Here is a 26,114-nt window from a genome sequence, read left to right on the forward strand (position 1 = left end):
AGTTCGTTTTCCATCTTCATAGGTCATCTTTGGAGCTAAGTAGCGAACAAATACTTAGGAACCTTGCTTCGCAAGTCCTAACCACCACCTAAAAGCAGTGCTTTGAGCAATCAACCACTGCGTCATACAGTTATTCCTATTAAACATCGAAGGCTGGACAGTTTTTGCCCAGCCTCGTTCTATAACGGATAAACCTTGCGAAATTCTTCTAAAACCACCTTGCTGCCAGGTGTAAACGTCAGACCTGCTTCCTCCAGCCACTCCGTGAAAAACTCCTCATGAACCTGACGCCAATAGGCTAAAGATTTGTCTCCCTCACCTTCCTTAAAGGCATGGTCGGCTGAAACCTGATGGAAAGGCTGAACAGAAACCTTTGTAATTTCAATAATGCAGACAGCTTGATCCTTACTGTCTAAAACAACATCAAAGGTTCCTTCTTGGGGAAGGGGTTCGTCCTCTACTGCGTAAAGATCGTAAGCTGAGGCAGTTGCTGTTTTTTCGCCTTTAAAGACCAGTTCCGCTAAAAGGTCTGGGTCCACTCCAAAAGCCCAGGCATCTATCTCATCTCCGATAGAGGGGTTGATTTGCTTGTAGGCATTCCACATTTCTTGAGGTGTCATTTGTTCTCCTTCTTTTCTTTCACCTTCCAATTTCTATAGCTTGTCATGTCCAATTCTGGAAATCCTCCTAACTCTGCCTTTACCTTTAATACTAAAGGAGAAGCATTGTCTTCAGTAATTTCTTCCACATTCAACCAAACTGCATTTGCTGAATCATTGCTTCCATCAAGAACCTCCTGAGGAAGGGATTGTTGAGGGCCTTCGAAATCGAGTACGATATCATAAAAGGCCATGATATGGTGTACAGCGAAATCTTTGCCCTCTTCTTGAACCATCACGTCATACATCCTAGGATTAGCGTATCTGCTAATCGTATAGCCCGTCTCTTCCAGAACTTCTCGCTTGAGTGTTTCAGTCAGCCCTTCCCCTAGTTCCTGGCTACCACCCGGTAGATCAAAGCGATGCTGATAAGGTCCTCTAGTTTTTTCAATGCAGAGCAGTTTCCCTTCTTGAAGACAGACTCCGTAGACGCCAAAGTGATTTTTGATTTCCATCAAATCCTCTACTTTCATTCAAAGCTCAGTCGATAGTGAAACCAGTATAGCTATTCTTTTTGCAACACCATCTCTTATTGACCCTAATCATTTCTTCTCTATTGATTTAATACCTTTTCAATATCAATTTTAGTAATTTTTCTAGATACCAATAATCCTGCAAAAACTGAAGTGAGTATCCCTATTAATACCGGGAACAACAATCTGGTAAGTTCAATATCTAGTGGTAATCCACTCAAAAAGATGATCAAATAAGAAATAGCAATTCCTATCACCAATCCCGCGCTTGTACCTCGTACTCCCATCATAAAGCTTTCAAATAAATATATTCTTTTTATCTGTCGATCAGATGCACCGATGATTTTAAAAGTTGCGATCTGTTTATGATTCTCCTGAATGGTAATAGCTAGAATATTGATGATATTAATAATCGCTACAATAGAGATAAGAACTATGATTAAGAGGATAAAAAGGTCGATGTAGGAAAACCATCTGGATAGCATATTGATAACATCCTGTTGTGTTGCTAAAACAACATCTAATCCTGTTCCTGATAAAGATTGTTTTAAATTTTCATTTTTTAAAACAGTCTTTTCTATCTTGTTTGCTACTTCATTTAAATCGGTTCCATTTTTTACAGTAGCATTCAGATAGTAATACTTATTTGATGAAACGCTACTACTTTTTACATTGATTGCCATCATTTGATTTATTTCTGTTGGCAACGTAGAAAACAACTGCGCTTCTTGCTTGTCTATAATGCCAGAAATTACAAACTTTTCATAATGATTATCAATCTTAATAGTCACCGTATCTCCGACATTCATTGATGTAGCCTTGTGTACGGAATCTCCGATTAATATTTCATTGTCCTTCTCTGGAAATTTCCCTTCAGCAATTCTAATATTCAGGTTTTTTAAATACTTTTCTTCTAGACAATGGATAGTATTGGAAACCGATGTCTTACCATTTTGGAATTTGATATCATCCGTAAATAATAGTTTTACACCAGTAATATTTTTTACTTCATCTATTTTTTTTACTCGATCAATATCTTCATTAGAAAATAAAGGCAAAGCTTTATAATTCAGAGAATTTTCTTTATTACCAAAGGCAACAGTAACAACATTTTTATTTGCTACAGTCATTTCTTTAATCATTTTATTATAGAAAGAATTAGAAATGAGCATCACTAAAACAATTAGCAAAACAGAGATCGCTATTGACAGTCGAACTAATCTATATCTTCGTTTGTTAACTTCTAAATCTCTTTTAGCAATGAATAATATGGAATGATTCATTTTATCATCTCCTTACGTACTCAATTTTGCCATCAACAACTGTGCAAATAGACTGCATACTATTCGCCACCTTATCACTATGAGTTACTATTATAATCGTGATACCTAACTCCTCATTGATCCGCTTCAACAATTCTATTATATTTTGTTCGTTAGCAGCGTCTAAATTACCAGTAGGTTCATCTGCTATCAATATTTCTGGATTATTAATAAGAGCTCTTGCCAAAGCAACTCTTTGTTTTTCACCTCCACTAATCTTATCAATACTCTTACTTAACATTTCCTTTGAAAGACCTAGAGTGTTACAAATTTCGTTAATGTTATTCTCTCCATTTTCAAAAAAATATCTTGGAAGTAGAATATTCTCTTTCACCGTGAAACCTGAAATCAAATTAAAGTTTTGGAAGACACAGCCAATATTCCTACGCCTTACCTTACTCAAATTTTTCATATCTAAAATGGAACTACCACAGACTAAGATATCCCCCTCATTTAAACTGGTAATCCCTAATATTAATTTAACAAGAGTAGTTTTTCCTAATCCAGAACGGCCAACTATTGCAGTGGTGCTACCTTTTTTAAATTCAAAATTACAATTTTTGAAAATGTATCTGACATTCGATCCATCACTAAAACATTTAGTAACATTCACTAATTTAATCATGATTTCACCTTCATTCCACAATAACTTAGCAAATCAATTGTACTATTCGTTTCTTTTAAAATAATCTCTTAAAGTTTCAAGTATCCCATTTAGAAAGTTCTTCTATACTAATTCTCAGTTATCTTCATAATTGTTATTATCCCTGTCTTTTTTTGGTGAAAAAGGCTAGATCTCCATCGTGACCAATCATAAAGAAATCTGATTCATCCTGATCACTCTGGTAGGTTTAATTTCGTTCAGTAAGATCTTCTTTAGCATAGAGGTAAATACCTATCTCACCACTGTCCTAACTTAATTGTTCACTTAGGTTTGATCCTCTTTCAGTAAGGAAAAAACAATTACATTTCTTAGCAAGATTTCAACTCTTGCTTTTTCATCCTCCTACTTCAAACTCCATCCACCATCAATCGTCAGGATTTGTCCTTGCATAGCTGTCGCCTTTCCGCTTGCCAAAAAGAGGCTAACTTCTGCCACTTCCTCTGGTTCTATCCAGCGTTTGATGGGCGTCTCACTGGCTACCCAGTCCGCCAAACCACCTGGTTCAAAGTCTGCTGCGGTCATGCCTGTTTTGACAGCACCTGGCGCGATGCCAAAGACCTGTATTCCAGCTTCTGCATAATCCAAGGCCAACTGCTTGGTAAAGCCCGCTAGAGCATGTTTGGAGGAAGTATAAGCGTGCCCACCTCCGCCTGCAAGGCTAGAAGCAATGGAGCACATATTGATGATGATCCCTTGCTTCTTCTCCAACATTTGAGTCAGATAATGTCGTGTCAGCTCTACCGGAGTAACATAGTTGATCTCAAAAATCTCCTGAATCTCCTGAGCGTTTTGCTCAAGAAGCGGTTTGTAATCGTCCAATACTCCCGCTGTATTGCACAAGACATCTACCTCAGGACACCAGTCGAAGATTGGTGTCAAATCCAAGGTTAAGTCTCGCTGTAAGAAGTGAAAATCGCCTGGCAACTGAGGATCCGCTCCCTGGTCCACTCCATAGACCTGGTAGCCCTTTTCTAGAAAGAGTCGAGCTTGAGCTAGGCCAATCCCTGAGCTAACACCTGTAATCAAGACTCTTTTAGTCATGGACTTCCACCCAATCTGTCGCTAAAACATCACAAGGTGTTGGACTCCACATGGAGAAACCTTCACCCTCACCAGACACGTTGATGAGGAAATAAGGGGTCACTTCCAGAGCCACCCCATTTTGCTCAATGGTATCAAAGAGTTGGACGTAGTTTTCTGCTCCACCCCATCCTGTTCGCACATATTTTTTCTTAGCCTTTAAGCCTGGTAAAATCTCTTCAAATGTCATGGTGTTCTCCTTTGTTATCTATTTAACTTTCTCCCTTTATTATACCAAAAAAAGAGCTTTCCCTATACAAAAAGCCAGAGTTCTTCTACTCTAGCTTTCATCTTTTATTTATTTTCTTCTGAATGGCGATACCCATAGCCAAAATAAATTCCTATCCCAATCAAGAGAGCAACTCCGAAGGCCAGCCAGGTCGATAGAGGATACTGGGTCATAAAGGACACACAGACCACAATCGATAGGATTGGTAAGACCGGAACCAAAGGCGTTTTAAATTCACCAGGTCCAGGAACCCCGTGTTCCTTGCGCAATTTCAAGAGGGCAAAGGCCAACATAACCAGGTAAGCCAAGGTACAGATATTTAAAAAGGAAGCGATACTAGCTAGCGGAAAAACTCCACCAGCAATGGCAGCCATCAATCCAGCGACCAATGTCGCATTTTTTGGGATTCTGGTTTTAGGATCGAGCTGTTTCATAGCTTTTGGCAAAAGGCCATCTCGCGCCAAACTGTAAATCATCCGTGAGAGGGCAAAGGTCATAGAAATGCAGACGGTAATCAGGGTCAAAATAGCGACCAGCGATACATAATTCCCTGCCCAGCCGGCTCCTACCTGACGAAGGGCAAAGGCAACCGCATCATCTACATTTAAGTTCTTAAAAGGAACCATGCCGGTCAAAACCAGGGTAACCAAGATATAAAGAACCGTTGTGATCAAAAGACTAAGGACAATGCCGCGAGGAACGTTTTTTTGTGGTTCCTTGATTTCATCAACTGCCATTGAAATGGACTCAAAACCAAGAAAGGCAAAGAACATGAGCGAAGCGCCAGCCATAATCCCTGTTTGACCACCATAAATTTCGCCAAAGCCATAAGGGGCAAAGTTTCCCCAGTTGCCAGGATTTAGGTGAAAAATCCCGACAAGAATAAACAAGGCAAGAGCTGAGAACTTGAGTAAGACCAGCAAGGAATTAAAGCGTAAGACGGCTTTGGCATTCATAAGGACCAAGGCTGTGACTAGGACCATGACCAAAATAGGTAAGAGATCCACATAAGTTCCCGCAGCTGGATCAAAAGTCCCATTTAAAGCCGTCGGCAGACGCCAGCCAAGATTGGCCAACAACCCCTTGAAATAAGCAGCCCAACCTGAGGCAACCCCTGATACGGCGGTCATGAATTCCATCACGGTCAACCAACCTGCAATCCAGGCTGGAAACTCTCCAAAAATGGCATAGAGGTAACTATAGGCTCCACCAGTTGAAGGGATACGAGAGGCAAATTCTGCAAAAAAGAGGGCAGATAAGCCGACGCAAAAAGCCGCAATCACAATCGAAATAATCAAGGCTGGACCAGCTAAATTCGCTGCTGCAGTACCCGTAATCGTGAAGATCCCTGTCCCCACCATGGCACCGATTCCTAAAATAATTAAATCCCACAACCGTAAATGGCGGTTTAACCCTGGGTGAACCTGTCCCAAAGCTTTTTTTCGAAATAGATTCATGTATATTCTCCCATCTATTGAGTTTATTCTATCATACTTGGATCAGAAAAGGGAGTGGGAAAGAAATCGGTCATTCGTTAGAATTCGATTTCGTCGTCCCACCTCCGCACAGTTGAGTAGGGCTGTAAAAGCTGATGAAATCAGCGTAGTAGAGCCCACTCAACCACTGCGTCTTGCTCGACAATCCAAAGACAATTTAGAGGCCAGGACTTTTGTCCCAGCCCCACTTTTTCTTTCTATTTATCACTTTCCGTCCTATTCTTTTTCAAAGAACGAATCGTAAACCAATAATAAATAACCAGCCCAAAGATGATGATCACTGTGGGCAGAAGAACTGTCATACCAAGATTCTGAACTCCTTGTGCCAAGGTCCAACGATGTAAGAATCCAACCACTAAAAAGGCGACGATAGGAAAGACGAAGGCTTTGCCAAGCTCTTCTTTCCATTGCCAAAGAATGAGAGCGCCACTAGCTCCTGTCATAAGGAGAGTATCCCATGGATTCGGCACTGTCAACCAAGCAAGTGCTGGTAAGAAACGGACCCCCACGATCTCACTAGCGAAATAGACTCCTAGAACCAAAACGATTGCCACATGGATAGCTTTTTTCGACTTTTCTTCTGCAAAAATGAGGCGACGAAGGAGATAGAATAGTAGCCTAATTGCTAGGAGCCCTAAAATACCATCCATTAGATAGACGAGTGGTTTAATAACCAGGACTGCTTGCGAAGCAAAATCACTTAAGAGGCGATAGAAAATCACAATTCCCGAGATGATAGCCCCATATTTCAAAACAGATCGCGTCGATTCTTTGGGCATATTTTCGATGATTTGGTCTGCCATTTCCTTTGGATCGAGACCAAAATAGTCCTTTGCTGTCAAGCCATCCGCTTCTGCTTGCGAAAAGTCTAGTGCTAAATTATAGACCTGCCCTCTCAAAGCCTTCTCCTCATATAAGAAACCGGCGAAATTGAAATAATCCCATAGATCTTGGAAATAAGCTTGGTCCTCCTGGCTAAAGGTTTGAACCAAAACCTGCGTTTCTTCATAATAAATAACTGATGTCATCTTTCTTCCCCCTTTCTTTGGAGACGAAATACAACGAAGGTCAGGACTAGTCCTATGAGAGGAAGTAGCCAGCCTAATAAGTGAGCAGTTTCCTGATTCACAAGACGAATCCAGCATCCCGTAACTAGGAAAGTCAGGCCCATGACTAGTAGACTCGTTATCAAACGCTCCCTGCTTCTATAAGCCATAACCGCAAACCCAAATAGGTCTAGGACAGCAAGAACAACCGCCCAACCATCTGATAAGAAGAGACTCCCAATGTGGCCAAAATAGATCGAAAATAGTCGTACGATGTTCAGAAATACCATCAGGCAGATCACACTGATAAAAATAGCCCAAGACCACTTCATTTCACCATAGCTCTGTTTGGACCATAGCCACGTGATGAACTGGCTAAACACCAAGAAATTGAATAAAATAACAACATAGGTCAGGGGTTCGATTTTCAGTGGCGTCATCCAGGTGAAATCCATTAAATAACGCATGCCAACTAAGATCACTCCAAGTAGGAAGACGAGTCCCACATAAGATCCTAAAGAGCGTTTAGGTAACTCTGAAAGAACTTGGTCCACCATTGCCCGTGGATCCTTTCCAAAATAATCCACTGCCCGAATGCCTTCTTTCTCAGCAACTTTTAGGTCGCAAACCATATTGTAGAGTTGTTCACCCAGTAGCTCATCATCATAAAAATAGGACTTAGCCCCAATATAGGCCACCATTTTTTTCACATAGGCTTGATCCTCTTTATTTAAATGAATCAATTCATCTGACATTTTTTCGGTATAACTTTCTACCATTCTTCTCCCTCCTTCTTGATACGTTCTACTTTCGTGACCAGCTCCTGCCACTGATCCCAAAATTCCCCTAAGCGCTCTCTTCCAGCATCACTGAGTGAAAAATACTTGCGATCGGGACCATCTGGAGACGGCCTCATTTCCCCATGAATTATTCCTTGTTTTTCTAATTTTTGAAGCAGGGGATAAATGGTCCCGGCGACAATCTTATCAAATCCCATCTCTTTGAGACTTTGGATCAATTCATAGCCATAGATAGCCTTTTTAGAAATAATCTCCAGTACACAGCCCTCCAAGACTCCCTTTAGTAATTGGGACTCCTTCATCCTTCTCACCTCTTTCTTCACATATGCACTAGTTTGTTTTACATACTAGTTTATTTACTATCAGTATACTCTTTCTTAACTAGTATGTAAAGCAAAATAGTAACTTTTTTAAAAAAATTTTATTCCTTAAAAATCCTTTAAAATCAAGGCTTTCACTGTATACTGGTGTGTAAATATACAAAAAAGTTCAAAAAACACTTTATTTTATAGATTGATTGGAGTATAATAATTAAAATTATTCAAAAGGAGACACGAATATGAAAAAATCGAAGCTTGCTCTTTTAGCAGGTGTCGCCGCGGCTTCAACGCTTTTCCTTGCTGCATGTGGCTCATCTTCTAATGCGTCAAAAGGGACAACCTACAACTACGTGTATAGTTCTGACCCTGATACCTTGAACTATTTGACTTCAAACCGTGCAACTACAAGCGACATTACTACCAACTTGGTCGATGGTTTGTTTGAAAACGACCAATACGGTAACCTAGTGCCTGCTCTTGCTGAAGACTGGTCTGTTTCAAAAGACGGTCTGACTTATACTTACAAGCTTCGAAAAGATGCGAAGTGGTATGATTCAGAAGGAAATGAATACGCTGACGTCACTGCAAAAGATTTCGTGACATCTCTAAAATACGTAGCAGATAAAAAATCAGATGCTCTTTACTTGGTTCAAAACTCAGTCAAAGGCTTGGATGACTATGTAAACGGGAAAACCAAAGACTTCTCAACCGTTGGGGTAAAAGCTGTTGATGATCACACTCTTCAATACACTTTGAACCAACCAGAATCTTTCTGGAATTCTAAATTAACGACTGCTACTATGATGCCAGTTAATGCAAAATTCTTGGAATCAGCTGGGAAAGACTTTGGTAGCGTGAAACCAAATGGTATCCTCTACAATGGTCCATACATTTTGAAATCATTCACTTCAAAATCACAAATCGAATTGGATAAAAACCCTGAATACTACGACAAGAAAAATGTTCACATCGATACGGTTAAATTGACTTACTTCGATGGATCAGATCAAGACTACCTTGCTCGTAACTTCTCAGATGGGAACCTATCTACTGCTCGTCTCTTCCCAACAAGCTCAACTTACAGCACAATTCAGAAGAAATTCAAGGATAACATCGTTTATTCTCAACAAGATTCTACTGTCTACTACGCTTACTTCAACGTCAACCGTCAAAACTACGGTCATACGAAGAAGACTTCTGACGAACAAAAGAACAGCACCAAGACAGCTCTTCAAAACAAAAATTTCCGTCAAGCCTTGAACTTCGCTTTGGATAGAACTTCATACAGTGCACAAGCTAATGGTAAAGAGGGAGCATCAAGAACTCTTCGTACACTTCTAGTTCCACCTACATTTGTGCAAGCAGACGGGAAAGACTTCGGTACGCTCGTTGAAGAAAAACTTGCCGCAACAGGAGATGAGTGGAAAGGTGTGAGCTTTGCTGATGCTCAAGATAGCTTGCATAATGCGGACAAAGCCAAAGCAGAACTTGCAAAAGCTAAATCTGAATTGCAATCACAAGGTGTTCAATTCCCAATCCATATCGACTATGTTGTAGACCAATCTTCTAGCACTCTTGTCCAACAAGCAGACTCTATGAAGAGCTCTATTGAAACAGCTCTTGGTAAAGACAATGTCGTGATCGATGTTCAAAAATTGTCTACAGATGATGCAGACAACGCGACTTACTTCGCCCAATCACCAGATCAAAAAGACTTTGACATGGATATCACTGGTTGGGGACCTGACTTCCAAGACCCATCTACTTACTTGAATATCTTGAACCCAACAGATGGTTCAACCTTGACTGGTATGGGACTTGATCCTAAGAAAGACCAAGCGCTCATCGAGAAAATTGGTTTGAATCAATACAAAGAATTGCTAGATGCTGCCAATGCTGAAAAATTGGATACCAATGCACGTTATGAAAAATACGCTGATGCCCAAGCTTGGTTGACTGAAAACGCAATGGTTCTTCCAATCTACTCTAAGGGTGGAGTACCATCTATCACGAAGGTAACACCATTCTCAGCAGCAAATTCTGCAATTGGTATTAAAGGTGAAACAACCTTCTTCAAATACCAAAAACTTCAAGATAAGACAGTTACAACTGCCGAACATGAAAAAGCTTATAAGAATTGGTTGAAAGAAAAAGAAGAATCAAACAAAAAAGCGCAAGAAGAACTTGCAAAACACGTGAAATAATCGTGATAGAAAACACCGGGGATAAAATCCTCGGTGTTTTTTAATGTTTACAGATTTTTTTTACATAGAATAAGCTAACTGATGTAGAAACAATTAAGATAATACATACTATTATGCCCATTCAAGCATACACTGAAACTTTCCGCCGTGAGAAAAGTGCTAGAAACACTATTGTTTCTAGCACTCGGGAGTTTTGAAACCTTAGGTTCAAAACTAAGTCATGGAACTTCTTGGAAGTTCGCTGACGTCCGTACTCACCTAAGGAAAGTTTCAAGGGGAGCTTTGTCCTCAATCTGTAACACCGAGAATCATATCCTCGGTTTTTTTGGTTAAAAAAGTGTCCCAAGTGATCTCTTTTTCACCTATTTTCTTAAGCTTCCATCGTATCAAACGCTATCGCACGACAATCTTCCGATAACTTCTAGAAGTCAGAAGAAAGACGAGAACGTAAGAGATGAAAAAGACAGCACAGATAGAAAGAGTCGTTTGAAGGACCAAGCCCGCATTGGTTGCTCCTAAGATAGCAACGATTTTTGCGATCATCTTGTAGGCTACTCCTAGGTACAGGAAGGAGAAGAATAATGGAAGAAAAAAGACAGTGAGTATCTGTTTGCGAATGGTGGTGCCGGTTTGCTTTTGGTCCAATCCTACTTGTTGCAAGATCACAAAATTTTCCCGATCCTCATGACCCTCTGAAATCTGTTTGTAGTAAATGACGAGAACTGTAGCTAATAGAAAGATCACCGATAGAAAAATCCCGATAAATAGAAGAGTCCCTGCTGTTTCACGCCAATCTTTCTCTATACTGTATCGATCAAATCCACCAAAATAAGTCGCACCATATTGACTGATTTTGTCTGTCGAATACAGCTCTTTGATCAAGCCAGAAATAAAATCTTGGTTATCTTTATTTTTAGCAGTAATAGAGAATTCCAAATTTTTATCAACTTTTAGTCCCAGTTGGTTCAAGTCAGGGAGGACCAGGTACAAGCCCATTTGGTGTTGAAACAGGTCGGATTGAGGGAGTTTCCCTTGGATAAAATTGGAGTTTAGTTTTTCTTTAATCGTGAAGGTCTTCCCATTGATTTCTAATTGTGCGTCTAATTTTCCAGGATATTGATACCCATAGGCTAGGATTTCATTTTCCCCAAGCTCAACTTTTTGACCGGTCAGTTGCTCATAAGTTGCCTGATCAAAAAAGTTGACCACTCCTTCTGTCTTCAACTCCTGACCTGTTGATGGAGTGAACTGATCATTCACCTCTAACACCTTCCCATCAATCTTTCGAATTTCAGCCGACCAGTATGTTGTCTGAGCCACCTGATAATCTGATAGATGTGTTGCATCGGCTGTTTTCTTTATTTGAGCTTGAACATCCTTGATAACCGGTTCTGTCTCAGCATCTGAAGGCATATGCCCCACACTAATCATGTAATCAGAAGGGTAAACAGTATCTAGGTAATTCTGCCCTCCAATAAAGATATTGAGCGACCCGGTTAAGGTGACCAAGACCATGGTGGATAGAATACTAATGGTCGCAAGACCCGCTGCATTTTTTCGCATCCGAGCTATTAAGTTGGAGACAGATATAAAATTCTCTGGCTTGTAATAGTAGAATTTCCGACCTTTGAGAAATCTTAAGAAGGTAATGGATCCTGCGTTGAATAAGAGATAAGTCGCTAGAATGACCAAGATGACGGCAATAAAGAATCCTTGAACAGCCGCAACTGGACGCTCAACGGTTAGCGCCAGATAGAAAGCAATTCCTAAGAGCCCTAGTCCTAACAGAGTTTGAACCAGCAAGAAGCGTCCCTTCTTCTCTCCTGCCTTTTTCTGTTGCATGAGGTGGAGGGAACTGTAGCGCAAGAGGCGGAAAGAATTCAACAAAAGAATGAGGCCAAAAGCTAAGGCTAACCCAAGTAAAGTGTTAAGAACAGCCCCTAGCTGGAAGGTTGATTGAATGACGACTGGTAGCCCCATACATTTTAAGAGGAGGGCGAAAATCAAGCGATCAAACAAGAGTCCCAAGCCCAGTCCCGCGCCAACTGTGAGGATATAGAAGATAAGCAATTCCCATAAGGTCATGACGAGGAGATGCTTCTTCTCCATTCCCAGAACACTGTAGAGTCCCAGTTCTTTGGAACGATTTTTCATGACATAGCCATTGGCATAAGTTACCAAAATGATGACGACCAGCTGGACGACGAAACTACCGAAACCAAGAACAGTTCTAGCCGATCCCCCTCCGTAAGAATCCTCTAAATGAGGGGTCAATGACAAGGCGATAAAGCTATAGAGGATCATGGTCGTTAAAATGACAGCTATAGCAAAAGGGTAATAGAGCTTACGATTTTGTTTGAGGTTGGAAAGAGCCAATTTACTTGTTAATTTAAACATCACGATCCTCCTTCCCCGCCATGACCGTCAAGGTATCCGAGATTTCTTGGAACATCTGACGTTCTGTCTTTTCCCCGCGGAAGATCTGGTTGTAAAGAATCCCATCCTTGATAAAGAGCACGCGCTTGGCCCGAGCTGCTGCTGCGGTTGAGTGGGTCACCATGAGGATGGTTTGCCCCATGCTATTGATATCTTCAAAGACATCTAGAAGAGCAGCCGAGGACTTGGAATCCAGCGCCCCTGTTGGCTCATCAGCAAGGAGAATTTCAGGTGAGGTGATGATGGCCCGTGCTACAGCCACCCGTTGTTTTTGCCCACCAGAGATTTCGTAAGGGTATTTCTCAAGGAGTTGGTGAATGCCCAATTCCCGACTGACGCTATCCACCTTACTCATCATTTCCTTGACGGGTCTGCGTGAGAGGACGAGAGGGAGAATGATATTGTCCTTGACGGACAAGGTATCGAGCAGGTTGAAGTCTTGAAAGACAAAGCCTAGTTTTTCCCGACGGAAGCTCGAGGCATCCTTGTTCTTGATAGTTGAAGTATCGGTACCGTTGAGGTAGACTCGCCCTTCGGTCGGCTGGTCCAGCATGGCTAGGATATTGAGGAGGGTCGATTTCCCAGACCCTGATTCCCCCATGATGGCGACGTATTCACCCTTTTCCACGGTGAAGTGAATGTCCTTTAGGGCTTCGACCTGCGTCCCTTGAAAGCGAGTTTTGTAGATTTTTTTGATGTGTTGAACGTCTAGTAGGGTCATGGTCCGTTCCTTTCTAGCTCGATAAAAGCTTCAATCGATTTTTACAAATCTATTGTACTAAAACTGAAACGCTTTCACCATAACATAACCTTACATTTTCCCCTTTATTTCTTACATTTTTGTAAGAAAGCGAAAAAACAGGCTAGGACAAAAGTCCTAGCCTCTTAATTGTTTTTGGATTGTCGAACAAGACGCAGTGGTTGAGTGGGCTCTACTACGCTGATTTCATCAGCTTTTACAGCCCTACTCAACTGTGCAGAGGTGGGACGACGAAATCGAATTCTAACGAATTACCGATTTCTGTCCCACTCTCATTTTCATTTATGAATTATTCGGCTGATGAAGAGAGCAATGGTGCAATTGATTGATAAGCACCTTCAAGAGCTTTTTGGGCAATATCGCGAGCATTTTTCAATTGTTGTGCGAATTGACTACGAGCTTGTTCAGGAACAACTGTATCATCAGAACCTGCAGCTGAAAGTGTATCGTTAAATGTTTTTCTTGCAGTTTCCATAGATTGGATCCCAGGAGCTACTTGCTGATTATAGGCATCTTTACCAGACTCGGGCATCTTATCCCCAATCTCTTTGACATATTTTGTGTAGTTGTCAATCATTTTTCCATAAATGGTTTTCATATCACCAAGTGTTTTGGCATTATCAATTTCTTCATCAGTCAACAAGACAATTTCTGGAATTTCAACAGAAGAGGATGCTGATTTTGAAGTTTTTGATGAACTGCTTGATTTGCTTTTTGAAGTAGATGATTTTTCTACTTTGCTAGAAGAAGCTTTAGCATCTTTGCTTGATGATTCTGAAGCAGTTTTACCAGAACATGCTGCTAAGGTTGCAACGGACAAGAGAGCCACACCGGCTGTAAGAAGTTTTTTCATATTTTTTCTCCTATAAATAAAGAATGAATATATTTTAAATGATTTTCCTTTAATTGTCAAACATTTTCTGTTTCCAAATGCGTTTATATCACTAATTATCACTAGTTTTTAACATATTTTCCATCCCAAAAATATCGTTTATTTTGTATTTTTATTCATAAATTAAATAAACAAAACCAGAAAAACAGTCGTTTCCTGGTTTTTTCTTTTTTTATTGATGAAGCAGTTGCGTAAATTCTTCTTGAAGTTCCTTGTTATCTGTTGGTTTTAGGTACATCTTTCCACCATTGGTCGTTGGCGAATGAAAGACAATGGCTTCTCCCGTATCCGTAATAGCAAAGAAATAACTATGCACATCTGGATACTTGTCCCAATTGCTATAGCGTTCTACAATGCGGTATTTTGCATTTCCTTGGCCAGTATCTGTATAAATAGCATCCATCTTGCTATTGTCCCCTAGAGTATAGAGGTTATCTGGTCCTACATCACCGCCAGCTATGCCTTTTTGGTAGTTGGGTTGCCCCATCTTTTCGCCCCAGGTCTTCATAAATTCTGCTAATTTTTCTGATTTTTCAGCATTCCAAGGTGTTTTCTCCTGGCTTTGGGTATCGCCTCCTGATGGTGTGCTTTCAAAGGTTTGCCAGTCAAAACTCTTGAGGTCCAGTTTATCCTCATCAGATTTTTCAAAGAGAGCATTCAGATCTGACCCAGGTACCTGAACTTCTTCTTCCTGGACTTTGGTCGCGGCTTGAGGTGTCTTTTCTATTTGTGAAAGCACGGCTACACCACGGCCAGTTCCTGACATCCAGCTGACTTCTAAGACTTCTCCTCCCTGATAGAGGGTCGTCGCATTGCGCGCTCCACCGTGTCCAGCGACGAAACCTTCAGCTAGTAGAGTCGGTTTTTGCTCCTTGAGGTAGTAGACTCCTGTCGCAAAGTAGCTTCCATCGGTCTGCTGATTGGCGATGATCATCTCATCTACCCCATCGTTATTTAAGTCCTTAAAGGCATAGCGAACAGCTTCTGGCTGATTGATGACCGTCTCGATCACCCAGCTATTGATCATCCGATCTTCTTTGGCTAATTCATCATTCAATTTGGAAATGGCATCCAAATCCTTTGAAGTAGCAAAAATCTTTTGGTAGTCTGAAAAAACAGACTGGTATAATTGTTTGTTATCTGCTTTTTTCGCTTGTTTCTTTGCTGAAGTCTGGCTCGTTGCAACCTCTTTTTTAGGACTGGACTGCCGCTGGTATCTCTGGTAACATCCTGTTAACAAGACCATACTTGAAGCCACTAATCCCAACTGGATCCAATGTTTTCTTTTCATCTGATCTCCTTTAGTCTCCCTTATTTTCATACTAAACTTTATTATACTAAAAAAAGTGTGAGGACGGAATCCCTTCTTCACACTTAGTTTTCTTTATTTGGTTTAGTTCTACGATCCGTTTGACTTTCAATATGCTCTTTCACCAAGGCAACCACCTCATCATTGGTTGGAAGGTCCGAGTGCTGGGCATCTTCCCCCGTCACTGTGATCTCCGTATAACTAGCAGCTTGGTTTTGGTAGATATATTTCCCAGCAGAAACACTGGCATCTGGGACAAACTCATCGGAATCATAGGTGATGGTTCCTGCTACTGAATACATATAAAGCGTATTAGGGATGGCTTTTTCCCCCTTGATAAAATCGGCCAACATCTCAGATTTGTTTTGGATATTGGTTTCCGTGAAATTATAGGGAGTTCCGATGGTCATGAGGGTCTTTAGATCCACATCATAATCTTCTAGATAATTTTCGATAAAGGCTGTATAAATCAAGCCCCCGTTAGAATGACCCAAACCCTTGAAATTATTAAAATTGTATTTTTCTTGAAGGACTTCAAAGGCTTGATTGAATAGTTTAGCCTGCTTTTTAATATTGCTATAGCCATCTTTGTTGTTTTCAAAACCAACCACAATCACTGGTTCATTGTCCTTGGCATCAATACTACCGCTATAGGTGATATTCCCATCATTCCATACCTTGACCTTGAGAAGACTGTGCTTGGTGCCTTGGCGGCCTTGGTTGAGCTTGGTCACCAAGCCATCAAAGCGGTTCTCTGTTGCTGAGCTTCCTGGAATCATAATGATGGGCGACAGTTTGGAATTATAAAATTTCTCGATTTTTGAAACATTGGTTCGAGTCCAGCTATAAGAAGGAATGGCTAAACCGATCAAGAAAAGACAGACCAAAGTGAGGACGATTGCTGTTTTTTTAGATTGTTTCACCGCTTTCTCCTTTCACTTTTAAATCTTTTCGGATACGATTTCCCATGCGGACAAATGGTAGATAAAGGAGCACGTCTATCGCAAAGCAAAGGATACTCACAGCTAAGGCTCTCAGACTTCCTCCCGTTCCAATGAAAGCATAGAGAAGGCTAGGAGTCCCATCTAGCACTGGATAGACGGCTGCTGGCATCAGCTTAAGGCACAAAGCCACAGCAGCGATGGCCATATTGACCAAGGGGATCAATAAGAAGGGAATCACATATAGAAGATTGAGCAGGACCGGAATCCCTACCATGAAGGGGGCACCGTTATTAAAGAGGCCTGGAAAAATACTGAGGAGACTGACTTTCTTGTCCTTTCGACTGTGGGAGACCAGTAAGATCGCTACCAAAAGTGCTAGGACAGCGCCAATTCCAGCTACCATGCCAAAACTCCGATACAAATTGGTCAAAGTATAGAGATGAGGAATCCCCGTCGTTGTATGATGGGTCACAGCGTAATTCAGATTTTCTAAAGCAAAACTGTCATCCACAATTGAGTTTAGGGCAAAAGCCTGACTGTTGCCGACCCAAGCTGATAAGCCACTGAAGAGTCCCATAACAAAAGTGGACAGGAGATGATGACTGCTTATAGTAAGAGAGCTAAAGAATTGACCGATCATTTGAAAAATACGGTACTGATTGCCAAGAAGGAGAAGAATATTCAGGCTAACCCCCAGAACCAAGGACAAGAAAATGGGACGCACAGTCTTGGGCTGATAGATAAAGTCTTTGTCCACAATCTGGTCGTCACTAGCCTTGGATAGTCGAAAGATCTGTCCGATTAGATAGCCTAAAACAATGGCTAAGAGGATATTGGTCGTCGCAGGTAAGTTAATTCTTGTCAGTTGCCCATCATTGAGTGGTCCCACCAACAATTCCTGAGACCCTACAATCAAGCTGACCAAAAGAGCAGTCACGCCGGCTGTCCCCGTACTTCTACCATAGTGCCCAGCTGTATATTTCCCAGCGAAGTAGGTTGCTAAAGGCCCTGCTAGACCTCCTAGAAAGTTGGAAAAATTAATAAGAACCTGGCTGATAGCTTGATTCCATGGCAACCAACTGTCCATCGAAAAGAGCTGATGGATATAGCCTCGATCAGAAAAGACCGATAAGGCAATCACTCGAATGATTCCTGAAAATAAGAAAAAAGGAAATAAGGAAACCAGGGTTTTCTGGGAAATCTGAATAAAACTTTTTTCTCGTAACCAGAAAAACTTCTGGACTAAATACTTGGTCATGGCGCCCCCTATTGGTGTGTTCACATTGCTTGCTTTCATCTTATTATATCATAGTGGTGAGCAATCCCTTTCATTTGGAGAAGCATCATCTTTTGAGAATACTTTTAAAATTTTCATAATTTTTGAAAAACTCTTTGACAGGGGTCTTCATTTCCTCTATACTATTTGTTAGCTAACAAAACGATGAATCAGGTTAACGTTGGTCCTGCTATACTCATAGCAATTGGATTTGACGGGAAATGAGATCGCTACGATGGATTTTCAGACCATTTTTACAGCATTATAGGAAGATTTAGGAGGAATCAGACGTCTATGTCACAAGAAAAAATTTCAGCCAAGGTCTTGTTCGCGATCTTTGCGACAGGGATCCTGTCCTTTTGCGGGGTGGCTGGAGAAACTGCCATGAACATCACCTTTCCAATATTGATGAAGGAATTTGAGATCAACACCGCAACAGTCCAGTGGGTTACCACCATCTATCTCCTAGTGGTTGCCTGTGTGGTCCCCTTATCTGCTTATCTCAAGCGTTCCTTTAAAATGAAGTCCATCTTTTTAGTTGGAAATCTCCTATCTGTTTTAGGTGTTCTTATCGATTTCTTAGCTCCAAATTTTGGCTTTGTGGTCCTGGGGCGATTGGTCCAAGGAATGGGGGTTGGTTTTGCCCTCCCTCTGATGTTTAATATCATTTTAGAACAAGTCCCAAAACGAAAGATCGGTCTCATGATGGGAGTGGGGACCTTGATTACAGCCATTGCACCCGCTATTGGGCCTACTGTCGGGGGACTCTTAACAGCTAGCTTCGGCTGGCGGTCCATCTTTTTAGTTCAATTCCCGATCCTTCTGGCCTCACTAGTTGCAGGACTTCGCTCCATTGAGCAAATCAGTAAAGTCAAGCGGGAAACCTTTGATATCGTGAGCCTTCTTGCCATCATTGCCCTTTTCATAGGGTTGATTCTAGGTATTCATGGCCTAGCGGATCATGCGTTCTTCAGTTTTTCTGTGCTTGGTTGGCTGGTGATCGGAACCTTGGGACTGCTCCTTTTGGTCTGGCGGTCCAATCAGTTAGAGACTCCCATTATCAATCTTTCTATTTTGAAAAATCATCGTCTCACTGGCCATATTCTAGCCTTCTTTACCTTTCAATTAGGCTCTCTTGCCATGAGTTTTCTTCTTCCTAATTATGTCCAATTGGTCAACCACTCAAGCACGACGCTTGCAGCCTTGATGCTACTTCCAGGAGCCATCATTGGAGCTGGTTTTGCTCCTTTCTCTGGTCTCATTTTAGATAAGTTGGGCGCTCGCAAACCGATTCTCCTTGGTGCTGCTTTCATCCTTCTGGCCCAATTCCACTTCACCCTCTTTGGCTTAAAGCTGACAAATGGTTTGATTCTCGTCTTTTACATGCTCTTCATGACCGGTATGGGACTTGCCTTTGGCAATATCATGACAAACGGACAGAAACAACTCTCTCTGGAAGAGCAACCCGATGCGAACGCAATCTTTAATACCTTGCAACAATTTGCAGGTGCTGTTGGAACAACTCTGACTTCCTTGATCGTTGCCATGAGCCAAGCCAATCAAAAGCTGGATTTCACCCAAGCCACAGCTAAAGGCAGTCGCAATGGTTTCATGACCTTATTTGCCTTAGGTATTTTCCAACTCCTTCTCTTATTTTGGGTGGTGGGAAAAAATAATGAAACCAACTAATTTATCTCGTCAAAAAACAGCAGGAAGCCTGCTGTTTTTTGTTATCCTTTCCGCACTCGCGTTAGAATGCCATCAGGATCCTCAAAAATTATGCACTTCTGCTAAATAAACCTTGATAGGATAGGTGTATGTCAAATTCTCTCTCCATTTTGCTTGTAATGTCAAATTTTACAACTAAAAGGTTCCATTAAATTGTCTAACTTTTATCATTTGAGTTAAAATCCTTGATTTCTTTCTGTATTTTATTTATAATCATTCTAAATAAGGAAAAGGAGACATTGTATGACTGAAATAAAACATGGAGTAGATGAATCATTTAGCGATCGCTTGAATATTTTGAGAGCTGCGGTTCTAGGGGCCAATGATGGAATCATTTCTATCGCTGGAGTGGTGATCGGGGTGGCCAGTGCCACGCATAACATCTGGATCATTTTCTTATCTGGCTTGTCTGCAATTCTGGCCGGTGCCTTTTCGATGGCGGGTGGTGAGTATGTTTCTGTTTCCACACAAAAAGACACGGAAGAAGCTGCTGTGAACCGCGAACAAGCCTTATTAGATCGTGATCCAAAGTTAGCTAGAGACTCTCTCTACCATGCTTATCTTGAAAATGGAGAATGTGAAACTTCAGCAAAAATTCTAACAGAGCGGGCCTTTCTGAAACACCCCCTCAAAGCCTTGGTCGAAGAGAAATACGGCATTGAATACGAAGAATTTACCAATCCTTGGCATGCAGCTGCATCTAGCTTCCTTGCTTTTTCTATTGGTTCCCTTCCTCCAATGCTCTCTATCATTCTCTTTCCAGTTAACTATCGCATTCCAGTGACAGTCTTCGTTGTTGGACTATCCTTGATCTTCACTGGCTATACCAGTGCGAAACTAGGAAAAGCACCAACCAAGCCAGCCATGCTTCGCAACCTGATCATTGGCCTTCTCACCATGGGTGTGACTTACTTCTTCGGACAATTGTTTAGTATTTAAAAAAAGCTGAGACTTCTGTCTCAACTTTTTTTATGCTTTTCTTATGCTTCTAATAAAGCTTGGGCTTGTTTTTCTAATCCTGCGATTGCTTCATCTGTCAAGACTAATTCACCTGTTGCCCAGGCTTCTGGGTTAACAGTTGTTCCTGTGAAGTCTCCCACTACTTGAGTACGAACGAATGGTAAGAGGGCTTGGTAAGCCGCAAACATTGGCTCGTGTCCTGCATTAGCGACTGAAGAGACGGTTACGATCTTGTCTTGGAGGGCAGATGGACCACGAGTTTCTGACAGGTCAAGCGCACGGCTGAGCCAGTCGATCAAGTTTTTCACCACACCTGGAATGGCAAAGTTGTAGACTGGTGAGAAGATCCAGATGGCATCCGCAGCAAGGACCGCATCACGCGCTGCTTGCACAGCTGGCAAGATTGGCGTTTCCAAATCTTGGTTCATCATTGGGATGTCCTTGTAGTCCAAGTAAGTCACCATTGCTTTTCCTTCAAGAAGGCTTTCTGCTTTCTGGGCCATTTGATGGTTGAAAGATCCTTGACGAAGGGATCCGACGATAAATAAAATGTTTTTCATAGTTATTACCTATTTTGTTGTAAGATTATTTGTTACAAGTAATATTATACATACCCTAGATGTAATGTCAAGGATTACAACTTGGAATTTACTAAGCTTTATTAAATTCACTAAGCAAGGGCTAAGACGATTGAGAGGCTAGGACTTTTGTCCCAGCCTCCTCTCTTTTATGCATGCTCCAATCCTTTTCGTGTGTTTTCCTTGATGGTTTCGGCTGAATGGAGCAATTTTTCTTTTTCTTCTTCTGTCAAATGCAAGTCCAATCGTTCAAGAATTCCTTTTCGACCTACAATTGCTGGGTAGCCAAGATAGGTTCCATATTCTGGACGATAGTTAGACACTGGCATTTCCTCGTGGCTATCATTGATCACAGCTTCTGCCAGGCGTTGGGCTGCTGCTGCAATCCCAAAATTGGTATAGAATTTGCCAAAGAAAACCGTGTGGCCACCGCGCAAGGACTCGTAGTTGATGGTGTCAAGCTCTTCTTGAGAGAAGAGATCGGTAATAGCATGTCCCTTAACACGGACCTGACTCCAAGCGACAAATTGAGAATTTCCATGCTCACCAAGGTTATAGCCTGATACACTAGCAGGAGAAACCTGCAAACGATCAGCGACCGCACGCTTCATCCGAGCTGTATCCAGTAACGTCCCTGTCCCAATCACCTTCTCTTTTGGAAGGCCGGTATATTGTTGATAGAGTTGAGTGACGGCATCGACCGGATTGGTCACTACCAATAAGACCCCGCTAAAGCCAGAAGCCTTCAAATCACGCGCTACTTGCACTACTTGCTTACTGGTAAAGGGAAGCTCCGCAAAACGGTCATCAGTGTTATTAGCCTGCAACTCGATATTTCCAAGAGTCGACACCACCACATCCGCATCTTTTAAAGCCGCGTAGTCATTAACCGTGATATGAACCGGATACCCCGTATTGGCAACCGTATCACAGAAATCCAAGGCATCTGCCTTAACCTTTTTCTCATTGGTATCAATTAAGACCAAGTGATCACAGGTGTGTTTCAAAATCATGCTGTGGGCCAAGGTCGCACCCACATGCCCCAAACCAATAATACCAATTTTTCTTGTCATCAGAATCCTCTTTTCTAGTATCGATCACACTGTTGGTGAGGATAGCTCTTTGTTGACTCTATTCTACCACAATTCTAGAAAGGCGGATTGAAAATATGGGAAAATTTTCAAGTTTTTTCAAAAAAGAAAAGAGGCAGTGCCTCTTTTAACGACTCAGGAAAGAAGAGTCTCAATCACTTCAAGCGACAAACCCGTCATCTCCGATATAAGATCAGGCAACATTCCTCGTGAGACCATCTCACGAATCAATTGTAAACGAGCTTCATTTCGGCCTTGTTCCAGACCTTGTACTAAGCCTTCTTCGCGCGCTTCGTCTATCGCTGTTTCCAGGGTCATATCATAATTTTCTTGAATTCGAATTCGCTCGTCTATCATGGTCTTCTCCTCCTTGGTCCAGCTAGATCTTACACTAACATAGAATTGATCTCTTTAAGCGATAAGCCCGTCATATCTGAGATAAGCTCAGGTGTCATTCCTCGTGAGACCATTTTGCGGATTAACTGCAGACGTTCTTCATTACGACCTTGTTCCAGGCCTTGTTCCAAGCCTTTTTCTAAACCTTGTTCCAGACCACGTTCCAATCCTTGCTCCAAACCTTCTTCACGCGCTTCATCAATCGCCGTCTCCATAGTCATATCATAATTTTCTTGAATCCGAATTCGCTCGTCTATCATGGTCTTCTCCTCCTTGGTCCAGCTAGATGAATCTAATAATGAATCTGCGTGAGCCACAGCCTGACTGGGAGCTTTTGTAAACGGAAGATTCCCAAAAAACTCCAACCACTGTCTACCTGCATCTGTCAGGTTCTCATCTTTATTATACTTGTCTAGCTCTAAAAAGGCAACCTGCAGAAGATTTTGGTGCTTGCCATTTTTATAATAGGCCTTGAGTTGCTTCCCGGACCGGCTATTGGTCAGCCAGTATTTGTTGATGGCGGTCTCTTCGTCTAGTAAGAGCGACTTCTCTAAAATGGCAATCCCATAGACGGGCTCCATCTGCTCGTACATCTTATGTGTCTGTCCTTGCTGGCGCAGTTTTTGCACATTCTCCACCAACTGATTGGCCAAATAGTAATGGAACCGATTCAAGAAATACTGCTGCTTGCGAATCTGGATCTCGATGATCACCTCGGTTCCATCACGGAGCTTGGCTCTCACATCCACCGCAGTGGAGAACAAGTCATCCTCATCATAGGCCATGCTGTGGGGCTGGCTTCCCTCCACAATCTGAGCGTCCGCCACATCCAGTTCTAAAATATCTCGAATAAATGCTGACGTCACCTCTGGCAAACTAAAAATCTTCTTGGCCATAATGTCCAAGGTCGGCGATACATGCGCGTGTCTTTTCTGCATCCCTACTCCTTTTCGATAAAAAATAGAGGGAAGGTCCCTCTACTTCTATCATTCGAAAAAAATTTGGGAAATAGCGAATAAAGTACCCTTTACCTAATCCCTATCTTCTCACACCCTAGCCCTTAAACTCTTGGACAAATTTCTTGAGTTCGGCATCAGCTTCTGGTGTCGTTCCATGAAGCTGGCTGAGCATGTCTAGGAGAGAGGCTGTCTGGGTCTCGATGGTCGCGTTGGTCTGGTTGATCTTGGCCACGATCTCTGTCAGTGGCTCTACTTCTTCTTCCTCAAAGGTATCCACATAGCGTGGGATGTTGAGGTTGTAGTCATTCTCGACGATCTCCTCAAAGCTAGCCAGATAGGCAAACTTATCCATGTCCTCTCTGCTCTTATAGGCCTTGAGGATCTTCTCGATATGGGCATCCGTCATGATGTTCTGGTTCTTGCCCTTGTCAAACTCCTTAGAAGCATCGATAAAGTAAACGTCCCGATTGGTCCGGTTTTTCTTGAGAATGATGACCGTCGTTGGGATGCTGGTATTGAAGAAGATATTGGCAGGAAGACCGATCACGGTATCAATAGCCCCTTCTTCCAGCAAGGCCTTGCGAATGGTTCCTTCAGCATTGCCGCGGAAAAGGACCCCGTGAGGAAGGACGATAGCCATGACACCCTTGTCCTGCTTGAGGTGGTAATAACCATGCAAGAGAAAAGCGAAGTCTGCCTTGGATTGAGGGGCGAGCTTGCCAAATGGGGAGAAGCGAGGATCATGGAGGAAGCCGGAGCTCGCAGACCACTTAGCTGAGTATGGAGGATTCATAAGGACCCCATCAAAGTTGGTCGGCTCTTGGGTCGGCCAGTCTTCGTCCAGTGTATCGGCATTGTGCAAGAACTGGTTTTCCACCGGAACCCCGTGTAGGATCATGTTCATTCGAGCCAGGTTATAGGTAGAGGTATTGAGCTCCTGACCAAAGTACTGGACGGTTTGAGGCTGGTGGGAATACTTCTTAGCATTGAGCAAGAGGGAGCCCGATCCCATGGTGGCATCGTAGATAGTAAAGCCCTGCACGTCTTCACGCCCTAAAAAGGCAATCTGGGTCATGAGCTTGGCTACAGGCTGGGGCGTATAAAACTCTCCTGCTTTCTTACCAGAGTCGGTCGCAAACTGACCGATCAAGTACTCATAAGCATCCCCAAGCATATCACCCGCATGACCTGCCACGTCCAGCACTGCCAATTCTTTCATAACGGCAGCCACTAGCTGGTTTTGCTTTTGAGGAGTAGCCCCTAGCTTCTTGGAGTAGAGATCAATGTCCTCAAAGAGGTTTTCATAGAGGTCGTCACTTTGCTCGATGTCTCGGAAACCCTGAGCCAGATCTTCCAGCTGGAAGGTGCCTTCATTGGCCCGGTCCACCAAGGCCGTAAAGGTCAAGTCTGGCTTGATGACATAGTTGAGCTCATCGGTGATAACAGTGATCAGATCCTCTTGAGAGTCTGGATCCTCATAGTAGGATCGGTAAAGCGCCAAGGCTTCATCCAGACTCTCTGTCTCCTCTTCCATGGTCTCCGCCACGAAGAAGAGCAACTTATCTGAGAGGTACTTGTAAAAAATCATCCCCAAGAGATAGGACTTGTAGTCATTGGCATCCATCTTAGAGCGGAGCACGTCCGCTGAGTTCCACAGGGCTTGGTAGAGCGACTGGGAGGTTTGTGTTATTTCCATAGTAATTCTTTCTGATTTCTTTTAGACCTTTTCTTGTTCCAGTGGGACGACAGCGAGGGTCTTGCCCAGACTGGCTAAGACTCTCAAGACCGTGTCCAATTGAGGACTGGTCTTTCCTGTCTCCATCCGAGCGATGACCGGTTGACTGACCCCACTGAGTTCTTCTAGTTTCTTTTGGCTAATGCCCTTTTCATGCCGAGCCTCGATCAGCTCTGTCATAATCGCGACTCGCAGATCACTTTCCAGGATTTCTTCCTTTGTGAAGAGCTCTGCTCTCACATCTTTCCAATTGCTGCCGATGGCACTATTCTTCATCTCTTAGCCCCCTTTCCTTCAAATCTTGCAATTCCCGCTTGGCTTTCTCAATCTCTCGTCTGGGTGTCTTTTGCGTCTTTTTGACAAAATGATGCAGTAAGACAAAGCTCCCATCCAGCCAAGCCACGAATAAAATCCGATCCCGCAAGGGTCTCAACTCCCAGATCTCCGCATCCAGATGCTTGATGTAGGGTTGGCCAGCACGTGTTCCATGCTGACTTAAAAGCTCGATGTAGTCGTTGAGCTTGTTGAGTTTGATCCTGCTGTCCTTATTATCACGACGAGCTAGCTCCCTCATGTAGTCCAGGACCGGTTGATTCCCCTGTTTGTCCTTATAAAAATAAATAGCGTGCACAAAGCAACCCCTTTTCGAATTTATTATAACTCTAAAGTTATTAAAAGTAAATACTTTTAAGTTATTAAATACTAAGGAGCACCCTTTGAAAAGATCAAAGGGGCTCACTTATACTATTCGAAAAAT

Annotated in this window: 26 protein-coding genes and 1 pseudogene; 4 read left to right on the top strand and 23 right to left on the bottom strand. The window is 42.3% G+C overall.

Going from position 1 to position 26,114, the window contains the following annotated elements; translation table 11 throughout:
- Positions 1–179 precede the first annotated feature (179 nt).
- The 10 genes from M1G14_RS06045 to M1G14_RS06090 form a co-directional block, all read right to left on the bottom strand.
- Entirely contained in the window at positions 180–620 is a 441-nt protein-coding gene (locus M1G14_RS06045; protein WP_049474270.1) for an ASCH domain-containing protein, read from the bottom strand.
- Positions 617–1,114: an NUDIX hydrolase gene (locus M1G14_RS06050; RefSeq protein WP_024055041.1), complete on the bottom strand. Its 498-nt coding sequence runs from the start codon at positions 1,112–1,114 to the stop codon at positions 617–619. The genes M1G14_RS06045 and M1G14_RS06050 overlap by 4 nt, the downstream gene beginning before the upstream one ends.
- A gap of 98 nt (positions 1,115–1,212) precedes the next feature.
- A complete protein-coding gene (locus tag M1G14_RS06055) occupies positions 1,213–2,415 on the bottom strand; it encodes an ABC transporter permease (protein ID WP_024055042.1) in 1,203 nt (400 codons plus the stop codon).
- Positions 2,416–2,419: 4 nt separating this feature from the next.
- A complete protein-coding gene (locus M1G14_RS06060; RefSeq protein ID WP_024055043.1) occupies positions 2,420–3,079 on the bottom strand; it encodes an ABC transporter ATP-binding protein in 660 nt (219 codons plus the stop codon).
- Positions 3,080–3,460: 381 nt separating this feature from the next.
- Positions 3,461–4,159, bottom strand: coding sequence for a 3-oxoacyl-ACP reductase (locus M1G14_RS06065; RefSeq protein ID WP_024055044.1), 699 nt, complete (start codon positions 4,157–4,159; stop codon positions 3,461–3,463).
- Complete coding sequence (locus M1G14_RS06070) at positions 4,152–4,388, bottom strand: DUF2829 domain-containing protein (RefSeq protein WP_000141913.1); 237 nt, start codon at positions 4,386–4,388, stop codon at positions 4,152–4,154. Before M1G14_RS06070 ends, M1G14_RS06065 begins: the two co-directional genes overlap by 8 nt.
- A gap of 104 nt (positions 4,389–4,492) precedes the next feature.
- Positions 4,493–5,884: an APC family permease gene (locus M1G14_RS06075; protein WP_247919515.1), complete on the bottom strand. Its 1,392-nt coding sequence runs from the start codon at positions 5,882–5,884 to the stop codon at positions 4,493–4,495.
- Between the two features lie 236 nt (positions 5,885–6,120).
- On the bottom strand, positions 6,121–6,951 hold the full coding sequence (locus M1G14_RS06080; protein ID WP_155199407.1) for a hypothetical protein: 831 nt from the start codon (positions 6,949–6,951) through the stop codon (positions 6,121–6,123).
- Positions 6,948–7,748 (bottom strand): hypothetical protein, encoded by an 801-nt coding sequence (locus tag M1G14_RS06085; RefSeq protein ID WP_247926394.1) that lies wholly within the window; start codon positions 7,746–7,748, stop codon positions 6,948–6,950. Before M1G14_RS06085 ends, M1G14_RS06080 begins: the two co-directional genes overlap by 4 nt.
- Complete coding sequence (locus M1G14_RS06090) at positions 7,742–8,071, bottom strand: PadR family transcriptional regulator (protein WP_004219635.1); 330 nt, start codon at positions 8,069–8,071, stop codon at positions 7,742–7,744. Before M1G14_RS06090 ends, M1G14_RS06085 begins: the two co-directional genes overlap by 7 nt.
- A gap of 257 nt (positions 8,072–8,328) precedes the next feature.
- On the opposite strand from M1G14_RS06090, the gene M1G14_RS06095 reads away from it, so the two are divergent.
- Complete coding sequence (locus tag M1G14_RS06095; protein ID WP_024055015.1) at positions 8,329–10,293, top strand: peptide ABC transporter substrate-binding protein; 1,965 nt, start codon at positions 8,329–8,331, stop codon at positions 10,291–10,293.
- A 393-nt stretch (positions 10,294–10,686) separates the two neighbouring features.
- Here the strand turns inward: M1G14_RS06095 and M1G14_RS06100 are convergent, their stop codons facing one another.
- From M1G14_RS06100 to M1G14_RS06125, 6 genes are all read right to left on the bottom strand, one after another.
- Positions 10,687–12,690 (bottom strand): FtsX-like permease family protein, encoded by a 2,004-nt coding sequence (locus M1G14_RS06100; protein WP_247926395.1) that lies wholly within the window; start codon positions 12,688–12,690, stop codon positions 10,687–10,689.
- Positions 12,683–13,450, bottom strand: coding sequence for an ABC transporter ATP-binding protein (locus M1G14_RS06105; protein ID WP_247926396.1), 768 nt, complete (start codon positions 13,448–13,450; stop codon positions 12,683–12,685). Before M1G14_RS06105 ends, M1G14_RS06100 begins: the two co-directional genes overlap by 8 nt.
- Positions 13,451–13,778: 328 nt before the next feature.
- Positions 13,779–14,342, bottom strand: a complete 564-nt coding sequence (locus M1G14_RS06110; protein ID WP_049522699.1) for a hypothetical protein — start codon at positions 14,340–14,342, stop codon at positions 13,779–13,781.
- A 211-nt stretch (positions 14,343–14,553) separates the two neighbouring features.
- Positions 14,554–15,672 carry a DUF4767 domain-containing protein gene (locus M1G14_RS06115; protein WP_049522700.1) on the bottom strand — a complete coding sequence of 373 codons (1,119 nt, stop codon included), beginning with the start codon at positions 15,670–15,672 and terminating at the stop codon, positions 14,554–14,556.
- A gap of 83 nt (positions 15,673–15,755) precedes the next feature.
- Positions 15,756–16,613: an alpha/beta hydrolase gene (locus tag M1G14_RS06120; RefSeq protein WP_247926397.1), complete on the bottom strand. Its 858-nt coding sequence runs from the start codon at positions 16,611–16,613 to the stop codon at positions 15,756–15,758.
- Positions 16,600–17,892 (bottom strand): PTS transporter subunit EIIC, encoded by a 1,293-nt coding sequence (locus M1G14_RS06125; protein WP_049522702.1) that lies wholly within the window; start codon positions 17,890–17,892, stop codon positions 16,600–16,602. Before M1G14_RS06125 ends, M1G14_RS06120 begins: the two co-directional genes overlap by 14 nt.
- Before the next feature lie 312 nt (positions 17,893–18,204).
- Between M1G14_RS06125 and M1G14_RS06130 the strand changes: the two genes are divergently transcribed.
- The 3 genes from M1G14_RS06130 (at position 18,205) to M1G14_RS06135 (ending at position 20,577) form a co-directional block, all read left to right on the top strand.
- Positions 18,205–19,599, top strand: a complete 1,395-nt coding sequence (locus M1G14_RS06130) for an MFS transporter (protein ID WP_049522703.1) — start codon at positions 18,205–18,207, stop codon at positions 19,597–19,599.
- On the top strand, positions 19,586–19,708 hold the full coding sequence (locus tag M1G14_RS10925; protein WP_256317999.1) for a hypothetical protein: 123 nt from the start codon (positions 19,586–19,588) through the stop codon (positions 19,706–19,708). Before M1G14_RS06130 ends, M1G14_RS10925 begins: the two co-directional genes overlap by 14 nt.
- A 173-nt stretch (positions 19,709–19,881) precedes the next feature.
- On the top strand, positions 19,882–20,577 hold the full coding sequence (locus M1G14_RS06135) for a VIT1/CCC1 transporter family protein (RefSeq protein ID WP_049522704.1): 696 nt from the start codon (positions 19,882–19,884) through the stop codon (positions 20,575–20,577).
- A gap of 41 nt (positions 20,578–20,618) precedes the next feature.
- Here M1G14_RS06135 and M1G14_RS06140 read toward each other — a convergent pair whose 3' ends face one another.
- The 7 genes and pseudogenes from M1G14_RS06140 to M1G14_RS06170 form a co-directional block, all read right to left on the bottom strand.
- On the bottom strand, positions 20,619–21,158 hold the full coding sequence (locus M1G14_RS06140) for an NADPH-dependent FMN reductase (RefSeq protein ID WP_049522705.1): 540 nt from the start codon (positions 21,156–21,158) through the stop codon (positions 20,619–20,621).
- A 167-nt stretch (positions 21,159–21,325) separates the two neighbouring features.
- The gene (locus M1G14_RS06145; protein WP_049522706.1) at positions 21,326–22,249 is read right to left on the bottom strand and encodes an L-lactate dehydrogenase; all 924 of its coding nucleotides are present in this window, start codon (positions 22,247–22,249) and stop codon (positions 21,326–21,328) included.
- A gap of 153 nt (positions 22,250–22,402) precedes the next feature.
- Positions 22,403–22,651: pseudogene (locus M1G14_RS06150) on the bottom strand (hypothetical protein); the annotation flags it as partial.
- Between the two features lie 2 nt (positions 22,652–22,653).
- Complete coding sequence (locus M1G14_RS06155; protein WP_049522708.1) at positions 22,654–23,601, bottom strand: Rpn family recombination-promoting nuclease/putative transposase; 948 nt, start codon at positions 23,599–23,601, stop codon at positions 22,654–22,656.
- A 115-nt stretch (positions 23,602–23,716) separates the two neighbouring features.
- Positions 23,717–25,318, bottom strand: a complete 1,602-nt coding sequence (locus M1G14_RS06160; protein ID WP_247926398.1) for a type I restriction-modification system subunit M — start codon at positions 25,316–25,318, stop codon at positions 23,717–23,719.
- 21 nt (positions 25,319–25,339) lie between these two features.
- Positions 25,340–25,633, bottom strand: a complete 294-nt coding sequence (locus M1G14_RS06165) for a helix-turn-helix domain-containing protein (protein ID WP_247926399.1) — start codon at positions 25,631–25,633, stop codon at positions 25,340–25,342.
- On the bottom strand, positions 25,623–25,988 hold the full coding sequence (locus M1G14_RS06170) for a type II toxin-antitoxin system RelE/ParE family toxin (RefSeq protein WP_049518263.1): 366 nt from the start codon (positions 25,986–25,988) through the stop codon (positions 25,623–25,625). The genes M1G14_RS06165 and M1G14_RS06170 overlap by 11 nt, the downstream gene beginning before the upstream one ends.
- Positions 25,989–26,114: the final 126 nt, after the last annotated feature.

Origin of the sequence: Streptococcus parasanguinis, from assembly GCF_023109675.1 — a bacterium.
In the GTDB taxonomy this organism is placed as follows: domain Bacteria; phylum Bacillota; class Bacilli; order Lactobacillales; family Streptococcaceae; genus Streptococcus; species Streptococcus parasanguinis_I.

Bases quoted from the DNA above. Each gene is read 5' to 3' on its own strand.
- M1G14_RS06045 (WP_049474270.1), bottom strand. From the start codon at position 620: ATGACACCTCAAGAAATGTGGAATGCCTACAAGCAAATCAACCCCTCT.
- M1G14_RS06050 (WP_024055041.1), bottom strand. From the start codon at position 1,114: ATGGAAATCAAAAATCACTTTGGCGTCTACGGAGTCTGTCTTCAAGAA.
- M1G14_RS06055 (WP_024055042.1), bottom strand. From the start codon at position 2,415: ATGAATCATTCCATATTATTCATTGCTAAAAGAGATTTAGAAGTTAAC.
- M1G14_RS06060 (WP_024055043.1), bottom strand. From the start codon at position 3,079: ATGATTAAATTAGTGAATGTTACTAAATGTTTTAGTGATGGATCGAAT.
- M1G14_RS06065 (WP_024055044.1), bottom strand. From the start codon at position 4,159: ATGACTAAAAGAGTCTTGATTACAGGTGTTAGCTCAGGGATTGGCCTA.
- M1G14_RS06070 (WP_000141913.1), bottom strand. From the start codon at position 4,388: ATGACATTTGAAGAGATTTTACCAGGCTTAAAGGCTAAGAAAAAATAT.
- M1G14_RS06075 (WP_247919515.1), bottom strand. From the start codon at position 5,884: ATGAATCTATTTCGAAAAAAAGCTTTGGGACAGGTTCACCCAGGGTTA.
- M1G14_RS06080 (WP_155199407.1), bottom strand. From the start codon at position 6,951: ATGACATCAGTTATTTATTATGAAGAAACGCAGGTTTTGGTTCAAACC.
- M1G14_RS06085 (WP_247926394.1), bottom strand. From the start codon at position 7,748: ATGGTAGAAAGTTATACCGAAAAAATGTCAGATGAATTGATTCATTTA.
- M1G14_RS06090 (WP_004219635.1), bottom strand. From the start codon at position 8,071: ATGAAGGAGTCCCAATTACTAAAGGGAGTCTTGGAGGGCTGTGTACTG.
- M1G14_RS06095 (WP_024055015.1), top strand. From the start codon at position 8,329: ATGAAAAAATCGAAGCTTGCTCTTTTAGCAGGTGTCGCCGCGGCTTCA.
- M1G14_RS06100 (WP_247926395.1), bottom strand. From the start codon at position 12,690: ATGTTTAAATTAACAAGTAAATTGGCTCTTTCCAACCTCAAACAAAAT.
- M1G14_RS06105 (WP_247926396.1), bottom strand. From the start codon at position 13,450: ATGACCCTACTAGACGTTCAACACATCAAAAAAATCTACAAAACTCGC.
- M1G14_RS06110 (WP_049522699.1), bottom strand. From the start codon at position 14,342: ATGAAAAAACTTCTTACAGCCGGTGTGGCTCTCTTGTCCGTTGCAACC.
- M1G14_RS06115 (WP_049522700.1), bottom strand. From the start codon at position 15,672: ATGAAAAGAAAACATTGGATCCAGTTGGGATTAGTGGCTTCAAGTATG.
- M1G14_RS06125 (WP_049522702.1), bottom strand. From the start codon at position 17,892: ATGACCAAGTATTTAGTCCAGAAGTTTTTCTGGTTACGAGAAAAAAGT.
- M1G14_RS06130 (WP_049522703.1), top strand. From the start codon at position 18,205: ATGTCACAAGAAAAAATTTCAGCCAAGGTCTTGTTCGCGATCTTTGCG.
- M1G14_RS10925 (WP_256317999.1), top strand. From the start codon at position 19,586: ATGAAACCAACTAATTTATCTCGTCAAAAAACAGCAGGAAGCCTGCTG.
- M1G14_RS06135 (WP_049522704.1), top strand. From the start codon at position 19,882: ATGACTGAAATAAAACATGGAGTAGATGAATCATTTAGCGATCGCTTG.
- M1G14_RS06140 (WP_049522705.1), bottom strand. From the start codon at position 21,158: ATGAAAAACATTTTATTTATCGTCGGATCCCTTCGTCAAGGATCTTTC.
- M1G14_RS06145 (WP_049522706.1), bottom strand. From the start codon at position 22,249: ATGACAAGAAAAATTGGTATTATTGGTTTGGGGCATGTGGGTGCGACC.
- M1G14_RS06155 (WP_049522708.1), bottom strand. From the start codon at position 23,601: ATGCAGAAAAGACACGCGCATGTATCGCCGACCTTGGACATTATGGCC.
- M1G14_RS06160 (WP_247926398.1), bottom strand. From the start codon at position 25,318: ATGGAAATAACACAAACCTCCCAGTCGCTCTACCAAGCCCTGTGGAAC.
- M1G14_RS06165 (WP_247926399.1), bottom strand. From the start codon at position 25,633: ATGAAGAATAGTGCCATCGGCAGCAATTGGAAAGATGTGAGAGCAGAG.